We start from the raw sequence: 21,658 nt of genomic DNA, 5'->3' as shown, positions 1-21,658 counted from the left end.
GCCGTCTCGCTGGGATTGACCGCACTGGCAAATTGCGGGCCTTGATGATCACTCAAGGGAAAGCCCATAAGACATCTTCAGGCCACACCAAGCCTTTTCCTGAAGGCCTTTTCAAGGTGATCTCCAAGGGTCTTGTAGAATGGCTGAAGGTAAAGGCAGAGGTAGTGAACAATGCGATCACTGGTTCACAGCGTCCTCACAGTGCAACAAGGACCCCAGGGGCTTTGGGATAAAGCTGTTACAAAACGGCATTTCACCATGCTACGCCGAGGGCTCCTAAACGTGCCTCATTTGGTTGGGGTAAGGATCGTATCCTTCGCCTCTGGCAGCATCCCTGGATAGTCCAGCGTGTAGTGCAGACCCCGAGATTCCTTCCGCTCCATAGCAGACCTGATCATCAGTTCCGCTACTTGAGCAAGGTTCCTCAGTTCAATCAGATCTCTGCTTACTCGGTAGTTGCTGTAGAACTCATCGATTTCGTCCAGCAGCAGCCGCACCCGGTGCTGGGCTCGTTGCAGACGCTTGGTGGTGCGCACGATGCCGACGTAGTCCCACATGAAACGTCGCAGTTCATCCCAGTTGTGGGCGATGATCACGTCTTCGTCGGAGTCGGTCACCTGGCTCGCGTCCCAGCTCGGCAAGGCCGCGGGCATGGCGACCCGTGGCAACTGCTGGAGGATGTCGGCGGCGGCCGAACGGGCATAGACAAAACATTCCAGCAACGAGTTGCTGGCCATGCGGTTGGCACCGTGCAGGCCGGTGAAGCTGGTTTCGCCAATGGCATACAGGCCAGGGACATCGGTACGGCCCTGCTGGTCCACCAGCACGCCACCACAGGTGTAATGCGCCGCCGGGACTACCGGGATCGGCTGCTGGGTGATGTCGATGGAGAACTCCAGGCAACGTTCGTACACCGTCGGGAAGTGTGTCCTGATAAAGGCTTCGGGTTTGTGGCTGATGTCCAGGTAGACGCAGTCGATACCCAGGCGCTTCATCTCGTGGTCGATGGCTCGGGCGACAATATCCCGTGGCGCCAGCTCGGCCCGTGGGTCGAAGCGTGGCATGAAACGTTCGCCGTTGGGCAGTTTCAGGTGTGCGCCTTCGCCGCGCAGGGCTTCAGTGATCAGGAAACTCTTGGCCTGCGGGTGGTACAAGCAGGTCGGATGGAACTGGTTGAATTCCAGGTTGGCGACCCGGCAGCCCGAACGCCAGGCCATGGCGATGCCGTCGCCGCAGGCGCTGTCGGGATTGCTGGTATAGAGATACACCTTGGCCGCGCCGCCCGAGGCAAGAATGGTGAAGCGGGCCCCGTAGGTATCGACTTCGCCCGTGCCGCGATTAAGTACGTAGGCCCCCAGGCAGCGTTCCCCGTCCAGGCCGAGGCGTTTTTCGGTGATCAGGTCGACGGCCACGCGCTGCTCCAGCAGCTCGATGTTCGGGCGCTGCCGGGCTTGGTCCAACAGGGTCGTGAAGATCGCCGCGCCGGTGGCGTCGGCGGCGTGGATGATCCGCCGATGACTGTGGCCGCCTTCACGGGTCAGGTGGAATTCGAAACCACGGTCATCGACATTGGCTTTTTCGTCGCGAGTGAAGGGCACGCCTTGGTCGATCAACCACTGGATGGCCTCGCGACTGTGCTCGACGGTGAAGCGCACCGCGTCTTCGTGGCACAGGCCACCACCGGCGTTTAGGGTGTCCTCGACATGCGATTGCACGGTGTCGGTGTCGTCCAGCACCGCGGCGACGCCACCCTGAGCCCAGTAGGTCGAGCCGTTGGCCAGGTTGCCCTTGCTCAGGACGGCAATGCGCAGATGGTTCGCCAGCGTTAGCGCCAGGCTCAGGCCGGCGGCACCGCTGCCAATCACCAGCACATCGTGTTGAAAATGTTGGCTCATCTCTAGGAATCCGAAAAACGCCTTGGTAGGCCACGAAGCCCGCCATACCACCCACTAGTATATAGCTGGAGGGATCGGCACAATGGCAGGGCCTTCATGGCATCGTGAGACTATAACGAGCAAGAAGTGTGCGCTACTCCGGGGCGTCGTGCATGTGGTTTTGCAGGGTAAGATGATGATTTTTCGGCTATAACTAGGTTCAGGCAACCTTTGATCGATGGAGCGGCACAATGCTATTACTTACTGCAATCTCCGGGAACTTTTGAAAAGCCCCGTGCTCCATAGACAGGTACCTGAAAGAAGGGGACAGCGTCGGCTTTCTGTGGGGCCTGAGGGAAGGCTTTACCAGCGAATTCGACGCCAAAATTATTCACGCAGTCGGCCAAGTCCGTGCTGCGTTTTTCGTGTGTGTCCGTTCAGCGGATCGCAGGAAACTTGCTTGAAAGGGGGAGAACTTTTGCCAAAAGCCCGAGTCTATGTTTGCAAGTCTGATCAATTAGCAATGGCAGCCTCCTTCAAGTCCTATGAGGAGTGTTCATGCTAACCCAGGAAGAGGATCAGCAGCTGGTCGAGCGCGTTCAGCGTGGCGACAAGCGGGCTTTCGATCTGCTAGTGCTGAAATATCAGCACAAAATTCTCGGGTTGATCGTGCGTTTCGTGCACGACACCCATGAAGCCCAGGACGTTGCACAAGAAGCCTTTATCAAAGCCTACCGTGCCTTAGGTAATTTTCGCGGTGACAGTGCCTTTTATACCTGGCTGTACCGCATTGCCATCAACACGGCAAAAAACTATCTGGTATCCCGCGGTCGCAGGCCACCAGATAATGATGTGAGTTCCGAGGATGCAGAGTTCTACGACGGCGATCATGGCCTGAAGGACCTCGAGTCGCCGGAGCGTGCGTTGCTCCGGGATGAGATCGAGGGGACTGTCCATCGAACCATCCAGCAACTGCCAGAAGATTTGCGTACGGCGTTAACTTTACGTGAATTCGATGGTCTGAGTTATGAGGACATTGCAGCGGTCATGCAATGTCCTGTGGGCACCGTGCGCTCCCGGATTTTCCGCGCTCGGGAGGCCATAGACAAAGCCCTGCAGCCGTTGTTGCAGGAAACCTGAGACAGCGGCGACAGCCAAGAGAGGAACCGTCATGAGTCGTGAAGCCCTGCAGGAATCGCTGTCCGCGGTGATGGATAACGAAGCGGACGAATTGGAGTTACGTCGGGTACTCAGTGCCCTTGACGATGTTGATACCCGTGCTACTTGGTCGCGTTACCAAATCGCCCGGGCAGTGATGCACAAGGAATTGTTGGACCCGCGCCTGGATATCGCCTCGGCTGTGTCGCTGGCTCTGGCCGGCGAAGATGTGCCGAGTAAAGCTTCCCGTGGTCCTTGGCGTACCCTGGGCCGTCTGGCCGTGGCCGCTTCGGTAACCGTTGCGGTGCTGGCTGGCGTGCGCATCTACAATCAGGATGAGATTGCCGGTGCCCAACTGGCCCAGCAATCGAATCAGCCTGGCTTGGCTGCTCCGACGGCCAAGGGGCCGGCGGTTCTTGCCGGTTATACTGAAGGTTCCCAGCCCGTCGGTCCGATGGCCAGCGGGGTGCTACGGCAAGGCCAGCCCGGTTGGGAGCAGCGTTTGCCAAGCTATCTGCGCCAACATGCGCAGCAGGCGGCCCTGAAGGGTACTGAGAGCGCGCTGCCTTACGCACGTGCCGCGAGCCTGGAAAACCGCTAAGTTAAGGAGGACCATGCGCGCGCTAGCTCTTTTAACGCTTGCCCTGGCCGGTGGGTTTGTTCTGACTGCCCGGGCCGACGATGCCCGGGATTGGTTGGACCGTCTTGGGCAAGCTGAGCAGCAGCAAAGCTTTCAGGGCACCTTTGTCTACGAACGCAACGGTAGTTTTTCGACTCACCGCATCTGGCACTTAGTCCAGAATGGTCGGGTTCATGAGCGGTTGCTTCAGTTGGATGACTCGGCGCAAGAGGTTGTACGCGTCGATGGGCGCACTGAGTGTGTCAGTGGCGCGTTGGCCGCCGGACTCGATGAGCCGTCCGATGCGCACGCCCGTGCGCTCGATCCGCAGAAACTCAAAGCCTGGTATGACATTACGGTCGTGGGTAAATCACGCGTGGCTGGCCGTTCTGCAGTGATCGTGTCGCTGACGCCGCGCGACCAGCATCGCTATAATTTCGAATTGCATCTGGATCGCCAGACCGGTTTGCCGCTCAAGTCGCTGCTGACCAATGACAAGGGGCAATTGCTCGAGCGTTTCCAGTTTACCGAATTGAACACCTCCGAGGCCCCCCTGAACAGCCAGTTGCAAGCTGGCCCTGAATGCAAACCGGTGGTATTACCCGGTAACCAGACGCAGGCCAAGGGACAGGTGCTGGGCAGTAAAGTAGCGCAGTTATGGCATTCCGATTGGCTGCCGCCGGGTTTTGAACTGGTGAGTAGTACGGTGCGTCTGGATCCACAGTCCAAGACTCAGGTCAGCAGTCTTATGTATGACGATGGGTTGGCGCGTTTCTCGGTCTTTCTCGAATCCCTCAACGGCGCCAGCACCACCGACACCCGTACCCAACTGGGGCCTACCGTCGCGGTCTCCCGCCACCTGAGCACCCCCGGCGGGGATATCATGGTCACGGTGGTGGGTGAGATTCCCATTGGTACCGCCGAACGGATCGCCTTGTCGATGCGTGCCGGCGAAGCGCAGCCTCCCCAGCAGTGAGTCGCTGACCCATGAGCTCGATCAGGTCTTCACATGAAGCCATCCAGGCGGTAGGATCGAAATGCCGAAATGCCCGGTGATCATTTTCATTTGCAAAACAAACCGAACTTTCCTACAGATCAAGGCCCTAACGGCCCTGGCCTTGTTTGTTGTTTCCGGTCCGTAATCCAGGCTTAATCATCCTCGGGTTTTATGGTACCTGTCGCTTAACCATGCTCGTTGTTTACGGGAGCCGTATGTCGATACCAAGCTTGAAATCTTATTTGTCCATCTTCGCCGCTGTCCTGCTGCTTGGGCAGACGGTCGCGGCCCAGGCTGCGGAACTGCCTGATTTCACCCAGTTGGTGGCGCAGGCCTCGCCGGCGGTGGTGAATATCAGTACGACTCAGAAGATGCCGGACCGCAAGGTTTCGGAGCAGATTCAGGGGCTGGAGGGCTTGCCGCCGGAAATCCAGCAGTTTTTCCGCGGGTTCCCGCAACCGCGTGGCAAAGGTGGCGGTGGCGGTCGACAACGCGAAGCCCAATCGCTTGGGTCGGGATTCATCATCTCCGATGACGGCTATATCCTCACCAACAACCATGTCGTCGCCGACGCTGACGAGATTCTCGTGCGCCTGGCCGACCGTAGCGAGCTCAAGGCCAAGCTGGTCGGTACCGATCCGCGTTCCGACGTAGCGCTGCTGAAGATCGAAGGCAAGAACCTGCCGACTCTCAAGCTGGGTAAATCCAAGGACTTGAAGTCCGGCCAGTGGGTCGTCGCCATCGGTTCGCCGTTCGGCTTTGATCATACGGTGACCCAGGGCATCGTCAGTGCCGTAGGTCGTAGCCTGCCGAACGAAAACTATGTGCCGTTCATCCAGACCGACGTGCCGATCAATCCGGGCAACTCCGGTGGTCCGTTGTTCAACCTCAACGGTGAGGTGGTGGGTATCAACTCGCAGATCTACACCCGTTCCGGTGGCTTCATGGGCGTGTCCTTCGCGATCCCGATCGATGTTGCCATGGACGTTTCCAACCAATTGAAGGCGGGTGGTAAGGTCAGCCGCGGCTGGCTGGGTGTGGTGATTCAGGAGGTCAATAAGGATCTCGCCGAATCCTTCGGCCTGGACAAACCGGCCGGTGCGTTGGTTGCTCAGGTTCAGGACGATGGCCCGGCGGCGAAAGGCGGCCTGCAAGTCGGTGACGTAATTCTCAGCATGAACGGCCAGCCAATCGAGTTGTCGGCTGACCTGCCGCATCTGGTGGGCGCGCTGAAGGCGGGAGAAAAGGCCAAGCTGGAAGTGGTTCGTGAAGGTCAGCATAAGACCGTTGACCTGACGGTCGGTGCGATCCCGGATGAAGGCAAGGAAATGGATATCGCCAAGTCCACGGGTGCCGAGCGTAGCAGCAATCGCCTGGGGATTTCTGTCATTGACCTGACCGATGATCAGAAGAAAGCCAATGACCAGCTCAAGGGCGGCGTGATCATCAAGGAAGTGCAGGACGGTCCTGCGGCCCTGATCGGTCTGCAGCCAGGCGACGTGATCACGCACCTGAACAACCAGGCGATCACCGATGCCAAGCAGTTCACCGATATCGCCAAGGCCCTGCCAAAGAATCGCTCGGTATCGATGCGCGTGTTGCGTCAGGGACGTGCGAGCTTCATCACTTTCAAACTGGCTGAATAAACCTGGGTTGAAATGTTGCAAAAGAAACCGCCTCGAATGAGGCGGTTTTTTTATGTGCGAACGGAAAGTGTTATCGGGGTTGCTTGGGAATACGCACCAACTGACTGTTGGAGTAGATGTCATGCCAGCTGCGTTTCTGCTTATCGAAGAGCACCCATATAAAACCCAGGCCGACAAACAGCCAGGAGGCAATCGATACCATGAAACGCAGCAGCGCCTGCCAGATACTGATGGCTGAGCCGTCGGCGTTCTGTACCCGAATACCCCATACCTGCATGCCCAGGGTTTGGCCCTTGTAGGTCCAGAATTTGGCGAAGAAAGCGAACAGGACGCAAAACAGCAGGGTCGAGAGCAACGGATCATGGTCCAGCTGGCCGGCATCCGCGAGGGCTCTGAGCCGTTGCTCGCCAATGAATGCCATCTGCACCAGCTTGTAGAGGCCGTCAGTGACCATCAGTAAGGCGGTACACAGCAGAAAGTCATAGAACATTGCTGCCAGGCGACGGCCCAGGCCGGCGGCAGGAAACTCGCCCTGGGGGCTTAGCACGTGCTTTGGCATAACGGCTCTCTCATCGGAAAAAGCCATTTTACGGAGCTACACCTTAGAAGGCACCCACAAAAAAGCGCCCGATGTCGCCATCAGGGGCTTTTTTGTGTAATAAAGCTTAAGTTTAGGCTTCTGCGCTGACTTCGTCAGCCTGCATGCCTTTCTGGCCTTGCACGGCGATGAAAGTCACTTTTTGACCTTCTTTCAGGCTCTTGAAGCCGCTACCCTGAATAGCACGGAAATGGACGAACAGATCCGGACCGCTTTCAGGCGTGATAAAACCGAAACCTTTCTCGTCGTTAAACCATTTGACGGTGCCGCTCTGACGTTGGGACATTTCTTATTTCCTTTGACGCTAAAAATTAATGACAGTCTCTTTCACCTGAAAGAGTACTGGGCTGGGTTGCAGGAAAGTAAGAGACGTCGAACGGGTTGTAGCAAAACTTAGAGCTACTGCCCAGGTCACGATTCCGAGCGACCCATGCAAACACAGTGGAGAAACTCTACGCCAACTGTGGGAGAAAAAACAAGCCCCCGCCAAGCCCCGGTTTGTCTCAGTTTTCGAGAGCTTTGGCAGGGTGGATCTACAAGTACTCAGTTGGGTACAACAGTTGTAAACCAAGTTCGGTGAAAATATATGTACTATTGCGTGGCGACTGCATTGCAAAATAGTGCGCTGGTTCATCACCGTGTTAGTTGTTACTGTTGGTATCAGCCACGATAGTAACGTTGCGGAACAAAAGGCATTTTGCTGACTTTCAGTGGTATGCGCTTGCCACGGACAGTGGCCCACACATCGTTGTCCAGTGTGCAGTGAGCGCTGTCCAGGTAGCCCATGGCCAGTGGTGCGCCGAGAGTCGGACCGAAGCCACCGCTGCATACGTGGCCGATGATGGTGCCGTCCTGGTCGACGATTTCAGCACCTTCGCGTACCGGCGTGCGTTCCTGGGGCAACAGGCCGACACGCTTGCGTCGTATCCCTCGTTGCTGCTGGGCGAAGACTTGCTCGGCGCCCGGAAAACCGCCAGCCCGCGCACCGTCGGCGCGCCGCGACTTGGAAATGGCCCAGAGCAGACTGGCCTCGACCGGCGTGGTATCGCTGCTCATGTCATGCCCGTAGAGGCACAGGCCGGCTTCCAGGCGTAGCGAGTCGCGTGCGCCGAGGCCGATGGCTTCGACTTCGGTTTCGGCCAGCAGACTGCGGGCCAGACACTCGGCGCTGGCCGCCGGTACGGAGATTTCGAAGCCGTCTTCGCCGGTGTAACCGGAACGGCTGACGTAGCAGTCGACACCCAGCAGGCGCATGGCGAGGAACTGCATGAAGGTCATCCGGGTAACCTCCGGTGCCAGGCGCGCCAGCACAGTAGCGGCGGCGGGGCCTTGAAGGGCGAGCAGGGCACGCTCTTCGAACAGCGGCTGGACCTCGCACAGATGCCCCAGGTGCTTTTGCAGGTGTGCCAGATCCTGGTTCTTGCAGGCGGCGTTGACCACCAGCAGCAGTTCGTCGTTGCCCAGGTTCGCAACCATCAGGTCATCGAGAATGCCGCCGGTTTCGTTGGTGAACATGGCATAGCGTTGCATGCCCACCGGCAGGTCAATGATATCCACCGGCACCAGGGTTTCCAGTGCGCTGGCGGCGGCGGCACCGACCAGGCGGATCTGGCCCATGTGCGAAACATCGAACAGTCCGGCCTGTTCACGGGTGTGCAGGTGTTCCTTCATCACGCCCAACGGGTACTGCACCGGCATGTCATAGCCGGCGAACGGCACCATACGTGCGCCCAGTTGCAGGTGCAGGGCGTGCAGTGGGGTTTTTAGCAGGTTTTCGGTGGACATCTTCAACTCCTGGAAATTGCCGGAGGGCCGCTTGCGCCGGCCCCTCAATCAACACTCGATAATATTTACTGCCAGACCGCCACGGGCGGTCTCCTTGTATTTGCTTTTCATGTCGGCACCGGTCTGGCGCATGGTACGGATGACTTTGTCGAGGGAGACGTAATGCTGGCCGTCACCTCGCAGAGCCATGCGCACGGCATTGATGGCCTTGACCGACCCCATGGCATTGCGCTCGATGCAGGGCACCTGGACCAGCCCGCCGATGGGGTCGCAGGTCAGCCCGAGGTTGTGTTCCATGCCGATTTCGGCGGCGTTCTCGACCTGTTGCACTGTGCCGCCGAGTACTTCGCACAGGGCACCGGCGGCCATTGAGCAGGCCACGCCGACTTCGCCCTGGCAACCGACTTCGGCACCGGAGATGGAGGCGTTTTCCTTGTAGAGAATGCCAATGGCGGCAGCGGTGAGCAGGAAGCGCACCACACCGTCCTCGTTGGCGCCGGGGATAAAGCGCATGTAGTAATGCAGCACGGCGGGAATGATCCCTGCCGCGCCGTTGGTCGGTGCGGTGACCACGCGCCCGCCGTTGGCGTTTTCTTCATTGACCGCCAGAGCATACAGATTGACCCAGTCCAGCACCGACAGTGCGTCGCGCAGCGCGGCTTCCGGGTTCTTGCACAGTTGCCGATGCAGGGCTGCCGCGCGCCGCTTGACCTTCAAGCCGCCTGGCAGAATGCCTTCATTGCGACAGCCGGCATCGACGCAGTCCTGCATGACCTGCCAGATTTTCAACAGCCCGGCACGGGTTTGCGCTTCCGGACGCCAGGCGCTTTCGTTGGTCAGCATGACCTGACTGATGGACAGGCCGTGGGTGCTGCATTGCCCCAGCAGTTCCTTGGCGCTTTTGAACGGGAAGGTCAGCGCGGTGCTGTCCTCGACGATGCGGTCGGCGCCGGCGGCATCTTCATCGACCACGAAACCGCCTCCCACCGAGTAGTACTCGCGACTGCGGATCTGCAGACCGGCGGCATCGAAGGCGCGGAAGATCATGCCGTTGGGGTGATAGGCCAAGGGCTTCCTGATCATCGCCAGGTGGATTTTTTCGTTGAATTCAATGGAGTGTTCGCCGAGCAGATTCAGGCGTCCGTCACTGCGAATGGTGTGCAGGCGGGCGGCGACGGTTTCTGTGTCGACGGTATCCGGGTGCTCACCTTCCAGACCCAGCAATACGGCCTTGTCGCTGCCGTGGCCTTTGCCGGTGGCGCCGAGCGAGCCGTACAGCTCGACTTTGACGCAGGTGGTCTGTTGCATCAGGTTTTCGCGCTGCAGGCCCTCGGCGAAACGTGCAGCCGCACGCATCGGACCGACAGTATGGGAACTGGAGGGACCGATGCCGATCTTGAACAAGTCGAACACGCTCAGGGACATATGGGTTCTCCGGTTTTTCTAATAGTTATTGGGTTAAAGCTGTTGGGGATAGAGTTAGCACGCGATTCTGTCGGAGATAGAAGGTGAAATCAGCCAATGTGTTCTTTCCGAGGCAACGCTGTGGCCGGTTTCAGGGGCGCTGCGCGGCCCGGCGGAGGTGAGCCTTGTGACCACAGGCAAGCCTCTGGTCACAAGCAAGCCAACAGTTAAGCGTAATTCTCTATCGACGGGCAGGCGCAGACCAGGTTGCGGTCGCCGAACACATTGTCGACGCGACCGACCGGCGGCCAGTACTTGGCTTCGATCAACGACGCCACCGGGTAGACCGCCTGTTCGCGGCTGTACGGGTGCGTCCACTCGCCGACGATCTCCGCCGCCGTGTGCGGGGCGTTTTTCAGCGGATTATCGTCCCGGTCCAGGGTGCCGTTTTCCACTGCACGGATTTCCTCGCGGATGCGGATCATGGCGTCGCAGAAGCGATCCAGCTCTTCCTTGGATTCGCTTTCGGTCGGCTCGATCATCAGGGTGCCCGCCACCGGGAACGACATGGTCGGGGCGTGGAAGCCGAAGTCGATCAGGCGCTTGGCGACGTCATCGACGCTGATGCCGCTGCTGTCCTTCAATGGTCGCAGATCGAGGATGCACTCGTGCGCCACCAGGCTGTTGCTGCCGGTGTAGAGCACTGGGTAGTGTTCTTCCAGGCGCCGGGAGATGTAGTTGGCATTGAGGATCGCCAATTGCGAGGCGCGCTTGAGGCCTTCGCCGCCCATCATGCGGATGTACATCCAGGTAATCGGTAGAATACTCGCGCTGCCGAACGGTGCCGCACAGACTGCGCCTTCCTTGCGTGCCATGACGCCGTGACCGGGCAGGAACGGGGTCAGGTGCGATTTCACGCCGATTGGACCGACGCCCGGGCCGCCGCCGCCGTGGGGGATGCAGAAGGTTTTGTGCAGGTTCAGGTGCGACACGTCGCCGCCGAACTTGCCCGGTGCGCAGAGGCCGACCATGGCGTTCATGTTGGCGCCGTCGATATACACCTGGCCGCCGTTATCATGAATGATGCCGCAGATTTCGCGGATGCCTTCTTCGAATACACCGTGGGTCGACGGGTAGGTGATCATCAGCGCCGCGAGGTGGTCGCGGTGCTCGATGGCCTTGGCTCGCAAATCCTCGATATCGACGTTGCCACGGGCGTCGCAGGCGGTGACCACCACGCGCATGCCGGCCATGTTGGCGGTGGCCGGGTTGGTGCCGTGGGCCGACGACGGGATCAGGCAGATATCGCGGCGCTCTTCGCCACGGCTCTGATGGTAGGCGCGGATCGCCAGCAGGCCGGCGTATTCGCCCTGGGAGCCGGCGTTCGGCTGCAGGGAGATGGCGTCATAACCCGTGGCGGCGCAAAGCATCGCTTCCAACTCGTCGATCAGTTGCTGGTAGCCGGCGCTCTGATCAGCCGGGGCGAATGGGTGCAGGGCAGCGAATTCGGCCCAGGTGACCGGGATCATTTCGCTGGCGGCGTTGAGCTTCATGGTACATGAGCCCAGCGGGATCATCGTGCGATCCAGGGCCAGGTCCTTGTCCGCCAGCTTACGCAGGTAGCGCATCAGCTCGGTTTCCGAGTGATAGCGGTTGAATACCGGGTGGTTGAGGATCGGCGACTGGCGCATCAGTGTGGCCGGGATGGCGCTGGCTACCGAAGCGGCGAGGGCGGCGAAATCCGGCAACGCCTGGCCATCGGCCAGCAGGCTCCAGAGGGTTTCGACATCTGACTGGCGGGTGGTTTCGTCGAGGGACAAGCCCAGGCGCTCGCCATCGACCACCCGCAGGTTGATCTGGCGGGCACGTGCCTTGTCATGCAGGGCGGCGGTTTGCGCGCCGGTCTTGACGGTCAGGGTGTCGAAGAAGCTGGTTTGCTCCACGTTCAGGCCCAGCGTGCCCAGACCCCTGGCCAGAATAGCGGTCAGCTGATGGATGCGATTGGCGATCTGCACCAGGCCTTTGGGACCGTGGTACACGGCGTACATGCTGGCGATATTGGCTAGCAGGACCTGGGCGGTGCAGATGTTGCTGGTGGCTTTCTCGCGACGGATGTGTTGCTCGCGGGTCTGCATCGCCAGGCGCAGGGCTGGCTTGCCGAAGCGGTCCACGGAAACGCCGACCAGGCGGCCGGGCATATCGCGCTTGAAAGCATCACGGGTGGAGAAGTACGCCGCGTGCGGGCCGCCGAAGCCCAGCGGGACACCGAAGCGTTGAGCGCTGCCGATGGCGACGTCGGCGCCGAATTCACCTGGCGGGGTCAGTACCGTCAGGGCCAGCAGGTCCGCCGCGACAGCCACCAGGGCGTTGGCGGCGTGGAACCGCTCGGTCAGTTCGCAGTAGTCGAACAGGTCGCCGTTGCTGGCCGGGTATTGCAGCAGGGCGCCGAAGAACGCGCTGACATCGCTCAGTTCGCCTTCGTCGCCGACCACCACCTCGATGCCCAGCGGTTCGGCACGAGTGCGCAGTACGTCGAGGGTTTGCGGGTGGCAGTGTACGGAAGCGAAGAAAGCCTGGCTGCCCTTGTTCTTGCTCAGGCGCTTGCAGAAGGTCATGGCTTCGGCGGCGGCGGTGGCTTCATCGAGCAGCGAGGCGTTGGCGATCGGCAGACCGGTGAGGTCGCTGATCAGGGTCTGGAAGTTCAGCAGCGCTTCCAGGCGACCCTGGGAAATTTCCGGTTGGTAGGGTGTGTAGGCGGTGTACCAGGCCGGGTTTTCCAGCAGGTTGCGCAGGATAGGCGACGGCGTATGGCAGTTGTAATAGCCCTGGCCGATGTAGGTCTTGAACACTTGGTTCTTCGCCGCAATGGCCTTGATCGATGCCAGGGCGTCGGCTTCGCTTTGTCCGGCCGGCAGGTCGAGGACGCTGGTGCCCTTGATGCTGTCGGGAATCACACTGGCGCTCAGCGCTTGCAGGGAATCGAAGCCGAGGGTGGCGAGCATGGCGCGTTCGTCATCCTGACGCGGACCGATATGACGGGAGATGAATTCATTGGCGGTGCCGAGATTGATGGTCATGGCGGCTCCTCAGGCTTGGGCGTTGGCTTTGATCAGGCGGTCGTAGGCGTCCTGATCGAGCAGTTGGTCGACAGCGGCGGCGTCCTTGGGCTGGAAGCGGAAGAACCAGCCCTCGCCCAGCGGGTCTTCGTTGATCAGTTCCGGGCGATCCTCCAGGGCCGGATTGACGTCCAATATTTTGCCGTCCAGAGGCATGTACACGCCGCTGGCGGCTTTTACCGACTCCACGGTGGCGGCTTCGGCACCCTTGTTGTAGTCCTGCAATTGCGGCAGTTGCACAAACACCACATCGCCCAGGGCATTCTGCGCGAATGCTGTGATGCCGACCGTGACGCTGCCATCGGCTTCGGTACGCAGCCATTCGTGGTCTTCAGTAAAACGCAACTCGCTCATGGAAACTCCTCAAGGGCCAGACTTGTCTGGTGGACGCAATAAAGGCGAGAGCTGGCCTCGCTAATAGGGATTCCCTTAGCAAGTTTGTGGCCAATGTTGTTTGGGCCTTGTAAATCAAGGGCTTGAGGGGGGATTTCAAGACGCGGGAGCACCCTGTCTGTAGCGAAATCGCTACAGACAGGGTGCGTAAAAAAAGCTCAACAGGATAAAAGCCTTGTTGAACCACGGTGCGTTGGATTTGTAGCGAAATCGTTCCACTGTAGCGCTTTCAGTACAGATGAGGGTCGCTTTTGTTGTTCTCAGGCCTTGCCAGGGATGCCGTACTTGCGCAGGCGATGAGCAATCGCGGTGTGAGAGGTTTGCAGGCGGCTGGCCAACTGCCGGGTCGAGGGGTAATGAACGTAGAGCTTTTCCAGCAAGGTTTTTTCAAAGGTTTCGACCGCCTGTTCCAGGCTGTCGATTTCGCTGTCGCTCTGGCGGGCCACGGAGGTTCCGGCAATGTCCAGGTCGCCGATATCCACCAGGCTGCTCTCGCAGATCGCCGCTGCGCGGAAGATCACGTTCTGCAACTGGCGGACATTGCCCGGCCAGCGATTGCCCAGCAGCGCCGGATAGGTCCCTGGTGCCAGCCGGCAGACCGGCCGCTGGATCTGCGCGCAGGCCTGCTGCATGAAGTAGCGTGCCAGCAGCAGAATGTCCTGGTCACGTTCACGCAAGGGCGGAACCTCGACATTGAGCACGTTCAGGCGATAGAACAGGTCCTCGCGAAAGCTGCCTTCGCCGACCATCTTTTCCAGGTTGCGGTGAGTGGCACTGAGGATTCGTACATTGACCTTGACCTCGCGGTCGCCGCCGACCCGGCGAAAGCTACCGTCATTGAGAAAACGCAGCAGCTTGGCTTGCAGGTACGGCGACATCTCGCCGATCTCGTCAAGAAACACCGTGCCCTGGTTCGCCAGCTCCATCAGCCCTGGCTTGCCGCCACGCTGGGCGCCAGTGAAGGCGCCGGGGGCATAACCGAACAGCTCGCTTTCGGCGAGGTTTTCCGGCAGCGCCGCGCAATTGAGGGCGAGGAACGGTGCGCTATGGCGGGCGCTGATGGCGTGGCAGGCACGGGCTACCAGCTCCTTGCCGGTGCCGGTTTCGCCCTGGATCAGCAAGGGCGCGTCAAGCGTCGCGATCCGCTGGGCACGGGCCTTGAGGGTGCGAATCGCCGCCGACTCGCCGAGCAGGGCATCGAAGCCTTCGGCATGATCATGATGCAGCGCTGACAGGCGTTCACCGATACGGTTGGGCTGGTACAGCGTCAGTAACGCACCGGCATTGGTGATGGGCGTGGCGTCCAGTAACAGCGTCTGGCCGTTGACGGTGATTTCTCGCAGGGGCAAGCGAAAGCCGTTTTCCAGCAGCGTCTCCAGCAGGCCGGGATCAGCGAACAGTTCGGCGACGCTTTCGCCGGCCGGCTCACGCCCGTACAAGGCGATCAGCGCCGGGTTGGCGAGCAGCACCACGCCTGCGCTGTCGAGTGCCAGCAGTGGGTCGGTCATGGCAGCGAGCAAGGCATCGAGTTGCAGGTGCCGACGTTGGCCGGGAAGGATGTCCACCACCGTCACCGCCTGCACGCCATGGACGCTGAACAGCGCCTCGCGCAGTTCTTCGAGCACTTGTGGGCTGAGGGTCGGTGCGTCGATATAGACGTTGGGTGGAACCATCTCCACGGCATCCAGGTTCAGGTTGCGACCACCGAGCAGCGCCAGGACTTCCTGGGTAATGCCGACGCGGTCGATGAAACTGACGTGGATGCGCATGGGGTGGAGTACGGTTCGGGGCAAGGAGGGGCAAGTATGACATCTCTACCCGATGGTTCCCACGCTGCGGGACCCATCGGGGCGGGGAATTATTCCAGGTGTTCGGGTTGCATCGGGTCGCCGGACTTGACGTTGAGCTGTGTCCGCACGTCCTCGAACATCTCGTCGTAGTACTTGTGCATCGATGCAACATTAGCGTTTTTCGGCAGGCCATATCGCTGGGCAATACGGCTGGCATGACGAGCGAAGTCGAAGGCCTGGTCCTTGGCCAGGAAGAACGACTCGTTCAGAGATTTCTCCTCGATACTGCCCCGCAGGGTGAACCGCATGCCCCGGCCTTCCTTGGGGTCTTGGGCGAGTTCGTAGTCGATACGCAGGTTGTAGCTGTAATCGTCCTTGTTCAGCGCGTGGCGCTCGATATGCAGGTGACCGGGCTCGAACTTGGCCATGGGAACTCTCCTTCAAGGCATGGAAGTAGAGCAGACTACGGATCTGTGCCGATGTTTCAACCACCAACAACTGCTTATGCCCTGAAGCGCCGCTCAACGTAGACTTTGGCCGGCCTGGTGACGCACGTTCAGGGGGGATCGGCGAGCGGCCGGCGTTCGGGACGGGACCAGATCCACAGGTTGCCCAGGCTCATGCCGGCGATGGCCAGATAGACTGGCCAGTGGTGTTCGAGCATCACCAGCATCAGGACGGCACAGAGCAGCATGCTGACGGTGGCACTGATCTTGGCGCGGCGAGCGATGATCTTGCCGTTGCGCCAGTTGCTCAGGATCGGGCCGAATAGGCGATGGTTTTCCAGCCAGGCGCTCAGACGTGGCGAACTTCGGGTGGCGGCCCAGGCGGCCAACAGGATGAACTCGGTGGTCGGCAGGCCAGGCACGACGATGGCGATCAGGCCGATACCGAGGCTGACATAGGCGAGCATGCCGAACAGCAGGCGCGCGAGTTTCGAAGACGAGGGTGGTTTGCTGGTCATGGCATCGATTGTGGTGCGCCAGGCGATTTGGCTCAAGTCTGGAATGAATGCTCGGGCTTTGGGTGAGAACTCCACGTATGAGCCCGAGGGGCGAGGTTTGTGGCGAGCAGACTGGTCGAGGCGCCGCGCTCGGCGGCGACGCCAGGGTAACCCCTGCCTGACGGGCCGCGCTCGCCGGTTCCGGGGCCGCCTCCAGCGCGGGGGGCCGACAGCCCGCTAGCCGGTGGCGTCCAGCCGGGGACCCGGTATCAGGCCAGTTCGGGGGCCGTGGCGTAAGCCTGTTCCAGCAACACGGTGAAGCGTCGGAAGGCATCGACGGCGCCTTTTTCCACCGCAGCCTCTTCTTCAGCGCTGAACGTCAGGCCGTCGAGGGTTCTGATAAAGCTCTTCCAGCCCTCGGCACGACCACCGGCTGGCTCGCCCAGGTGCCGAGCACCGAAGGTTTCACTCAGGCCCAGACCTGCGGCGCGTTTGATCAGGAACGCGGCACCGAGTTTGGAACCCTCGGAGACAAAGATCCAGCCCAGGGCTTGGGCCTTGCTCGGATTGTTCAGCGCACCGGCGACCGGAGCCGGCACTTCGGTGTCCAGGTCGGCGAGATCGGCCTTGGCCTGTTCGGCACGGCAGCGGGCCGGCAGGTCCGGGACAATGGCGATCAGTTCGGGATCGTTGTACAGGGTAGCCAGTTCCGATTGGAACAGGTACTGAGCGACGACGAAACGGGCGAAGTTGGCCTGATTTTCGAACGGCGCATGGGCTTTCACCAACTGATCGAGCTTGGTGTGCGGCTCGTTGGTGATCTGGTTCAGGCGCTGGGAGCGCAGGCTCAGGCGCTGAGTGTTGTCCTGGAGTGTCATTGTGAAATCCTTGAGAATAAGATGTATTTTCAATTGATACATAGGTAGACGAATCAGAAGACGCGCCACAGTAAAAAAACCTCACTCCGCCGATTCCTGTCGCAGCGAGGAGGTGCACAGGGATCAGATATCCCAGATCAGATTCACCGAGACGTTGCGACCCGCAGCGGTCAAGCGGTCGAGGTTGGCTGGGTTCAGCACGCCGGCCTCACCGACACCGTCGTAGCCGCGCACGTCGTTCCAGTTCCAATATTTCTTGTCGGTCAGGTTGTACAGGCCGGCGTTGACGGTCAGATCATCGGTTACCTTGTAGAAACCGGTCAGGTCGATCACGCCATAGCCGGGCGTCTTGAACTGCTTGCTGGCGCTCAGGCCATCAGGGGCGAAGAAGGTGCTGTTGTCCACCCGCTCCTTGCGCTTGACCAGGGTCCAGCTCAACAGCGCGCCGTAATCGTCCTGGTCATAACCGAGGCCGAAGACGCCGGTGAGCGGGTTGACGCTGTTGATCGGCTTGCCGGTGTCATCGTTACGGCCGTAGGCATAGGCCACCGAGCCCTGGGTATAGAGCCCTTGAGGAGCGCCGAAGCTGTCCAGATCCAGGCGACCCTTGGCTTCCGCCCCCTTGATGGTGGCGTGCTTGATGTTGTGGGTCTGGAAGGTCGGCTCGTCATAGCCGGGCGAGACCGCGTCTTCATCGATGAAGTCGCGATACTTGTTGTAGAACACCGCCACGTCGAAAGAACCGACATCGAACTTGCCGCGCACGCCGGTTTCATAGCTCTTGCTTTTTTCCGGTTCCAGATCCGGGTTGGGCATAACTTGATAACCGCCGCTCAGGTTCTGGAAACGCCCATAGAGTGCCTTGGCCGATGGCGTGCGGAAGCCTTCGGCGTATTGCCCGTACCAGGTGTATTGCTCGCTCAGGGCATAGGTCAGGCCGAACTTGGGCGACAGGCGATGCCAGGTTTTGTTGGAACCGTCGATGGGCTCGTCGCCGGGGCCGCGTCGTGCGGCGTTGATGGTGTTGATGAACTCCTGGGTGATATGCGGCTTGAGCTGGGTGTAGTCATAGCGCAGGCCTGGCAGAAAGGTCCACTGGTTCCAGGTGATCTGATCCTGGGCGAACAGGCCGTAGCTGTCGACAGTCGGATCCGGGACGTCGCTGGATTTCACCAGACGGTCCTTCGGGCTGTCGCCTCCGACTACGGGACAAGGCGCCGATGCGGCCACGCAGGTGCCTGAGCCGGCACGCGAACCGGTGACTTTTTGCTGCTTGATCGTGGTGCCGTAAGTCAGCAGGTGATCGGTTTTACCGATGCTGAACGCCTTGTCGGCCTGAGCATCGAAGACCCATTGGCTTTCTTTGTAGAGGGTGTCGCGGGCGCGCATCACGTTACGGCCAATGGACGGGCCGAAGGTGGGCACGACATAGTTTTCCAGGGTGCTCGCGTCGGTCTTGGCAACCTGGTAGTTCAGGCTCAGTTTGACGTGATCGGCCACGGCGCTGTCGAGGCCGAAGCTGTTGTCGATGCCAAAGCGTTCGCGGGTGACGGTGTCGTTGCCGGTACGCGAGCGGTACATGTTCTGCCCCGCGCCGTTGCCGAACGGCCCGCCCACGGCACTGCGCTGATTGGTATCGATATCGCTCTTGAAGCGTTCGTAGGTCAGGCCCAAGCGTGAGTCGTCGTTGTAGTGCCAACCCAGCTTGGCCAGCACGTTGCTGGTGCGGGCAGTTTGCGGGTTAGCGGCGGTGCGGTTCAGGCCGGTGCCGCCGGTATCGCCGTAGGATTCGGTTTCGCGTCCATGACGCTGGCTCAGGTGCAGCAAGCCGTCGAAATCGCCGCTGCGACCGGCGACGGTACCGGAGGTCAGCCAGCTATTGTCGGCGGAGCTGTAGCCGCTCTTCAGGCGGGCTCCGGTGTCTTGGCCAGGCTTGATAATGTCCTCTGGATCGAGGGTGTAGTAACTCACGGCGCCGCCGATGGCGTTGCTGCCGTAGAGCACCGACGCCGGTCCGCGCAGGATCTCCACGCGCTTGATGATTTCCGGGTCGACGTAGTTGCGTTGGGTCTGTGCGTAGGGGCCGTTGAAGAAGCTATCGGGAATCTCGACACCATCGACTTGGGTCAAAATCCGGTCGCCGTCGATCCCGCGGATGTTGTAGTTGCTGATCCCGCTGCCGCGCACGCCGGTACCGCCGACCGAGACGCCGGGCTCATAACGCACCAGATCCTTGAGGGTATTGACGTTTTGCCGGTCCAGTTGCTGGCGGTCTTGGACACTCACGGTATTGGGAACCGAGGAGACTTCCTGCTTCTGGCGAGTAGCGCTGATGGTCACCTGCTGTAGATTGAGGGTGCTGCCGCCACTGCGTTTTTCCAGGACGATACTGTTGTCGCTCAGCTTGCGGTAGCTCAGGTTGGTGCCGACCAGCAGGCGTTCCAGGGCCTTTTCCGGCGGCAATGCGCCCTGTACGCCCGGTGATGCCATGCCCTGGCCCAGCGCGGCCGACAGGCCGACTTGCCAGCCGGTGATCATGGAGAACGCATTCAGCGCCGACACCAGCGGCTGCTGGGCGATGGCAAAATTGTAGTTGCCCAGGCTGCGTGTCGACTGGTTGGCGCTGGTCGCCGCCAGCACAGGAGTCGCCTGGACGCCAGCCAGTAATACGGCCACGGTGAGCAGGGACAGGGTGCACTGTTGCAGGCCGCCGCCGCGGGCCTTGGGCGTCAAACGTGTGGGCATCGATAGCGCTCCGGTGTACGAATCGTATAGTTGCGATGCGATTCTAGATACGAATCACTTGCATTGGCTATAACGAGACGAATGACCCTGCGCTATTGAGTAAAAAAACTTACAGTCAGTTGAGAATTACCAGTGCTGGGTATTCCGATATTCGGGCAGAGGTAATGTGGGCGAGAGAGCGAACCACGTCCAGCGGCTTGTCCAGGCGGTAGTTGCCGGTCACGGCGACTTGGGCCAACTGCTCGTTGTTGTTGACGATCCAACCTGGGTAATAGCGCCGCAGTTCGGCCAGCACCTGGCTCAGTGGGCAATTCTCGAATACCAGTCGACCCCGGACCCAAGCCAAGTCCTTCTGTACATCGAGTTTTTCCGGGTGGCCAAACCCGTGGGGGCCGATCCGCACGCTATTACCGGCAGAGAGGCGCAAGCGGGCGCTGTCGTCGCGGGTACGCAGGTTGACATCACCACGTTCTACCTGGACCTGTGCTTCGCCATTGAGATAACGCACGGAGAATGCGGTATCGCGTACGCTGGCCTGGACTGGACCCGCCTCGACTTCCAGCGGGTATTGGCGTTGGCCGGACACCTCGAAAAACGCCTCGCCCTGGTAAAGCCGCGCGACATGCTGTTGCTCGGTGACGTTGCTGGAGAACGCCGAGTTGGTGTTGAGCAGGACCTTTGAGCCGTCCTCCAGTTGCAGGTGCTGGCGTTCGCCGACCACGGTCAGGTGATCGGCCTGCAGGCGCAAGGGCAGGTTGCCGTAGGTGCCGATGGCAATCAGCAGCACGGCGGCAGTCGCCAAGGGTTTCCAGTGGGGACGCAGGCGTCGCGGCAGCGACGGGCGGCGAGGGGTTTGCAGGGCCTGTGCGGCGCCGCTCACCGGTTCGGCATTCCAGGCCTTGCTGGCTCGGGCATAGGCGTGGGCGTGTGCCGGGTCGGCGGCGAGCCAGGTATCGAACTCGATGCGCTGCTCGGCGCTCGGGCACTCCATCACGATCAGCCAGTCCAGGGCCTGGTCCATAGCATCGTCTAGCAACACCTGCCGAGCCAGCTCGGGGGAATGCGGGTTGGGGCTTTCCGTCACGGGAGTTCCTCGGCAGTCGCTGCCACGGTTCGATTCGATGATCTGCTGCTGTGCATGGACGCGTCTGGTCGGTCCGATGCCAAGCTTAGGAGGGATCCAGGCGTTCGGCCACTCCGACACAGATAGCCATGATCAGCTTGAGTTCCTTTTGCACGGTGCTCAGGGACACCTTGAGCTGCTCGGCGATCTCTTGATAGCTGCTGCCGTGCAAGCGGCTGAGGATGAAGATCTGCTGCTGACGGGCAGTCAATTGACCAAGACTCACACTCAGGCGCTCCAGCAGTTGTTCGGCATGGGTGGCATCTTCTGGCGGGCTCAGCGGTCCGGCGACATTCTCCACGAGCTCCGGCGGTACGTCCTCCATCAGCGTGCGCGACTGAATGCGCCGTGCGCGCAGATGGTCCAGTGCCAGGTTGCGGGCGGTCCGGAACACAAAGGGTTCGAGGTGATCGATAGGGTGTTCGCGCAATGCCCGAGTGACCCTTAGGTACGTCTCCTGCAACAGGTCTTCGGCGGTGCAGGGGTTGTGTACCATGCGTTGCAGCGTGCGCAGTAGCGAGACCCGCTGGGTAAGGAAGACTTGATTGAACTGGGATTGCGTCACGACAGCACCGAAGCGATTACAGGT

The 21,658-nt window shown here is 60.4% G+C and carries 18 protein-coding genes; 4 read left to right on the top strand and 14 right to left on the bottom strand.

Features of this window, described 5'->3' with window-relative positions:
* Positions 1–287 precede the first annotated feature (287 nt).
* Entirely contained in the window at positions 288–1,895 is a 1,608-nt protein-coding gene (gene nadB / locus BMX68_RS04705) for an L-aspartate oxidase (protein ID WP_017131095.1), read from the bottom strand.
* A gap of 537 nt (positions 1,896–2,432) precedes the next feature.
* Here nadB and rpoE point away from each other — a divergent pair.
* The 4 genes from rpoE (at position 2,433) to BMX68_RS04685 (ending at position 6,294) form a co-directional block, all read left to right on the top strand.
* Positions 2,433–3,014 (top strand): RNA polymerase sigma factor RpoE/AlgU, encoded by a 582-nt coding sequence (rpoE, locus tag BMX68_RS04700; protein ID WP_017131094.1) that lies wholly within the window; start codon positions 2,433–2,435, stop codon positions 3,012–3,014.
* A gap of 31 nt (positions 3,015–3,045) precedes the next feature.
* Complete coding sequence (locus BMX68_RS04695) at positions 3,046–3,633, top strand: sigma-E factor negative regulatory protein (protein ID WP_017131093.1); 588 nt, start codon at positions 3,046–3,048, stop codon at positions 3,631–3,633.
* A gap of 13 nt (positions 3,634–3,646) precedes the next feature.
* On the top strand, positions 3,647–4,627 hold the full coding sequence (locus tag BMX68_RS04690; protein WP_017131092.1) for a MucB/RseB C-terminal domain-containing protein: 981 nt from the start codon (positions 3,647–3,649) through the stop codon (positions 4,625–4,627).
* 236 nt (positions 4,628–4,863) lie between these two features.
* Positions 4,864–6,294 carry a DegQ family serine endoprotease gene (locus BMX68_RS04685; RefSeq protein WP_026013081.1) on the top strand — a complete coding sequence of 477 codons (1,431 nt, stop codon included), beginning with the start codon at positions 4,864–4,866 and terminating at the stop codon, positions 6,292–6,294.
* Positions 6,295–6,364: 70 nt separating this feature from the next.
* Here BMX68_RS04685 and BMX68_RS04680 read toward each other — a convergent pair whose 3' ends face one another.
* From BMX68_RS04680 to BMX68_RS04620, 13 genes are all read right to left on the bottom strand, one after another.
* Positions 6,365–6,853: an RDD family protein gene (locus BMX68_RS04680; RefSeq protein ID WP_017131090.1), complete on the bottom strand. Its 489-nt coding sequence runs from the start codon at positions 6,851–6,853 to the stop codon at positions 6,365–6,367.
* A 112-nt stretch (positions 6,854–6,965) separates the two neighbouring features.
* Positions 6,966–7,178 (bottom strand): cold-shock protein, encoded by a 213-nt coding sequence (locus BMX68_RS04675; protein WP_060782807.1) that lies wholly within the window; start codon positions 7,176–7,178, stop codon positions 6,966–6,968.
* Positions 7,179–7,552: 374 nt separating this feature from the next.
* A complete protein-coding gene (gene gcvT, locus BMX68_RS04670) occupies positions 7,553–8,677 on the bottom strand; it encodes a glycine cleavage system aminomethyltransferase GcvT (protein ID WP_017131088.1) in 1,125 nt (374 codons plus the stop codon).
* 48 nt (positions 8,678–8,725) lie between these two features.
* On the bottom strand, positions 8,726–10,102 hold the full coding sequence (locus BMX68_RS04665; RefSeq protein WP_017131087.1) for an L-serine ammonia-lyase: 1,377 nt from the start codon (positions 10,100–10,102) through the stop codon (positions 8,726–8,728).
* Positions 10,103–10,308: 206 nt separating this feature from the next.
* Positions 10,309–13,158, bottom strand: a complete 2,850-nt coding sequence (gene gcvP / locus BMX68_RS04660) for an aminomethyl-transferring glycine dehydrogenase (protein WP_017131086.1) — start codon at positions 13,156–13,158, stop codon at positions 10,309–10,311.
* Positions 13,159–13,167: 9 nt separating this feature from the next.
* Positions 13,168–13,551, bottom strand: a complete 384-nt coding sequence (gene gcvH, locus BMX68_RS04655; protein ID WP_017131085.1) for a glycine cleavage system protein GcvH — start codon at positions 13,549–13,551, stop codon at positions 13,168–13,170.
* Positions 13,552–13,850: 299 nt separating this feature from the next.
* Positions 13,851–15,359, bottom strand: coding sequence for a transcriptional regulator GcsR (gene gcsR, locus BMX68_RS04650; RefSeq protein WP_017131084.1), 1,509 nt, complete (start codon positions 15,357–15,359; stop codon positions 13,851–13,853).
* An 89-nt stretch (positions 15,360–15,448) separates the two neighbouring features.
* Positions 15,449–15,808, bottom strand: a complete 360-nt coding sequence (locus BMX68_RS04645; protein ID WP_017131083.1) for a DUF5064 family protein — start codon at positions 15,806–15,808, stop codon at positions 15,449–15,451.
* Positions 15,809–15,936: 128 nt separating this feature from the next.
* Positions 15,937–16,344, bottom strand: coding sequence for a YbaN family protein (locus BMX68_RS04640; protein ID WP_026013080.1), 408 nt, complete (start codon positions 16,342–16,344; stop codon positions 15,937–15,939).
* A gap of 248 nt (positions 16,345–16,592) precedes the next feature.
* On the bottom strand, positions 16,593–17,201 hold the full coding sequence (locus tag BMX68_RS04635; protein ID WP_060782810.1) for a biliverdin-producing heme oxygenase: 609 nt from the start codon (positions 17,199–17,201) through the stop codon (positions 16,593–16,595).
* 123 nt (positions 17,202–17,324) lie between these two features.
* Entirely contained in the window at positions 17,325–19,946 is a 2,622-nt protein-coding gene (locus BMX68_RS04630) for a TonB-dependent receptor (RefSeq protein ID WP_017131080.1), read from the bottom strand.
* A 115-nt stretch (positions 19,947–20,061) separates the two neighbouring features.
* Positions 20,062–20,967, bottom strand: coding sequence for a FecR family protein (locus BMX68_RS04625; protein WP_081503017.1), 906 nt, complete (start codon positions 20,965–20,967; stop codon positions 20,062–20,064).
* Positions 20,968–21,115: 148 nt separating this feature from the next.
* Entirely contained in the window at positions 21,116–21,634 is a 519-nt protein-coding gene (locus BMX68_RS04620) for an RNA polymerase sigma factor (RefSeq protein ID WP_017131078.1), read from the bottom strand.
* Between the last annotated feature and the right edge of the window lie 24 nt (positions 21,635–21,658).

The sequence above is a fragment of the Pseudomonas agarici genome, assembly GCF_900109755.1.
In the GTDB taxonomy this organism is placed as follows: domain Bacteria; phylum Pseudomonadota; class Gammaproteobacteria; order Pseudomonadales; family Pseudomonadaceae; genus Aquipseudomonas; species Aquipseudomonas agarici.
Note: the sequence above shows the minus strand (reverse complement) of the source record. Positions and strands in the feature narration are given on the sequence as shown.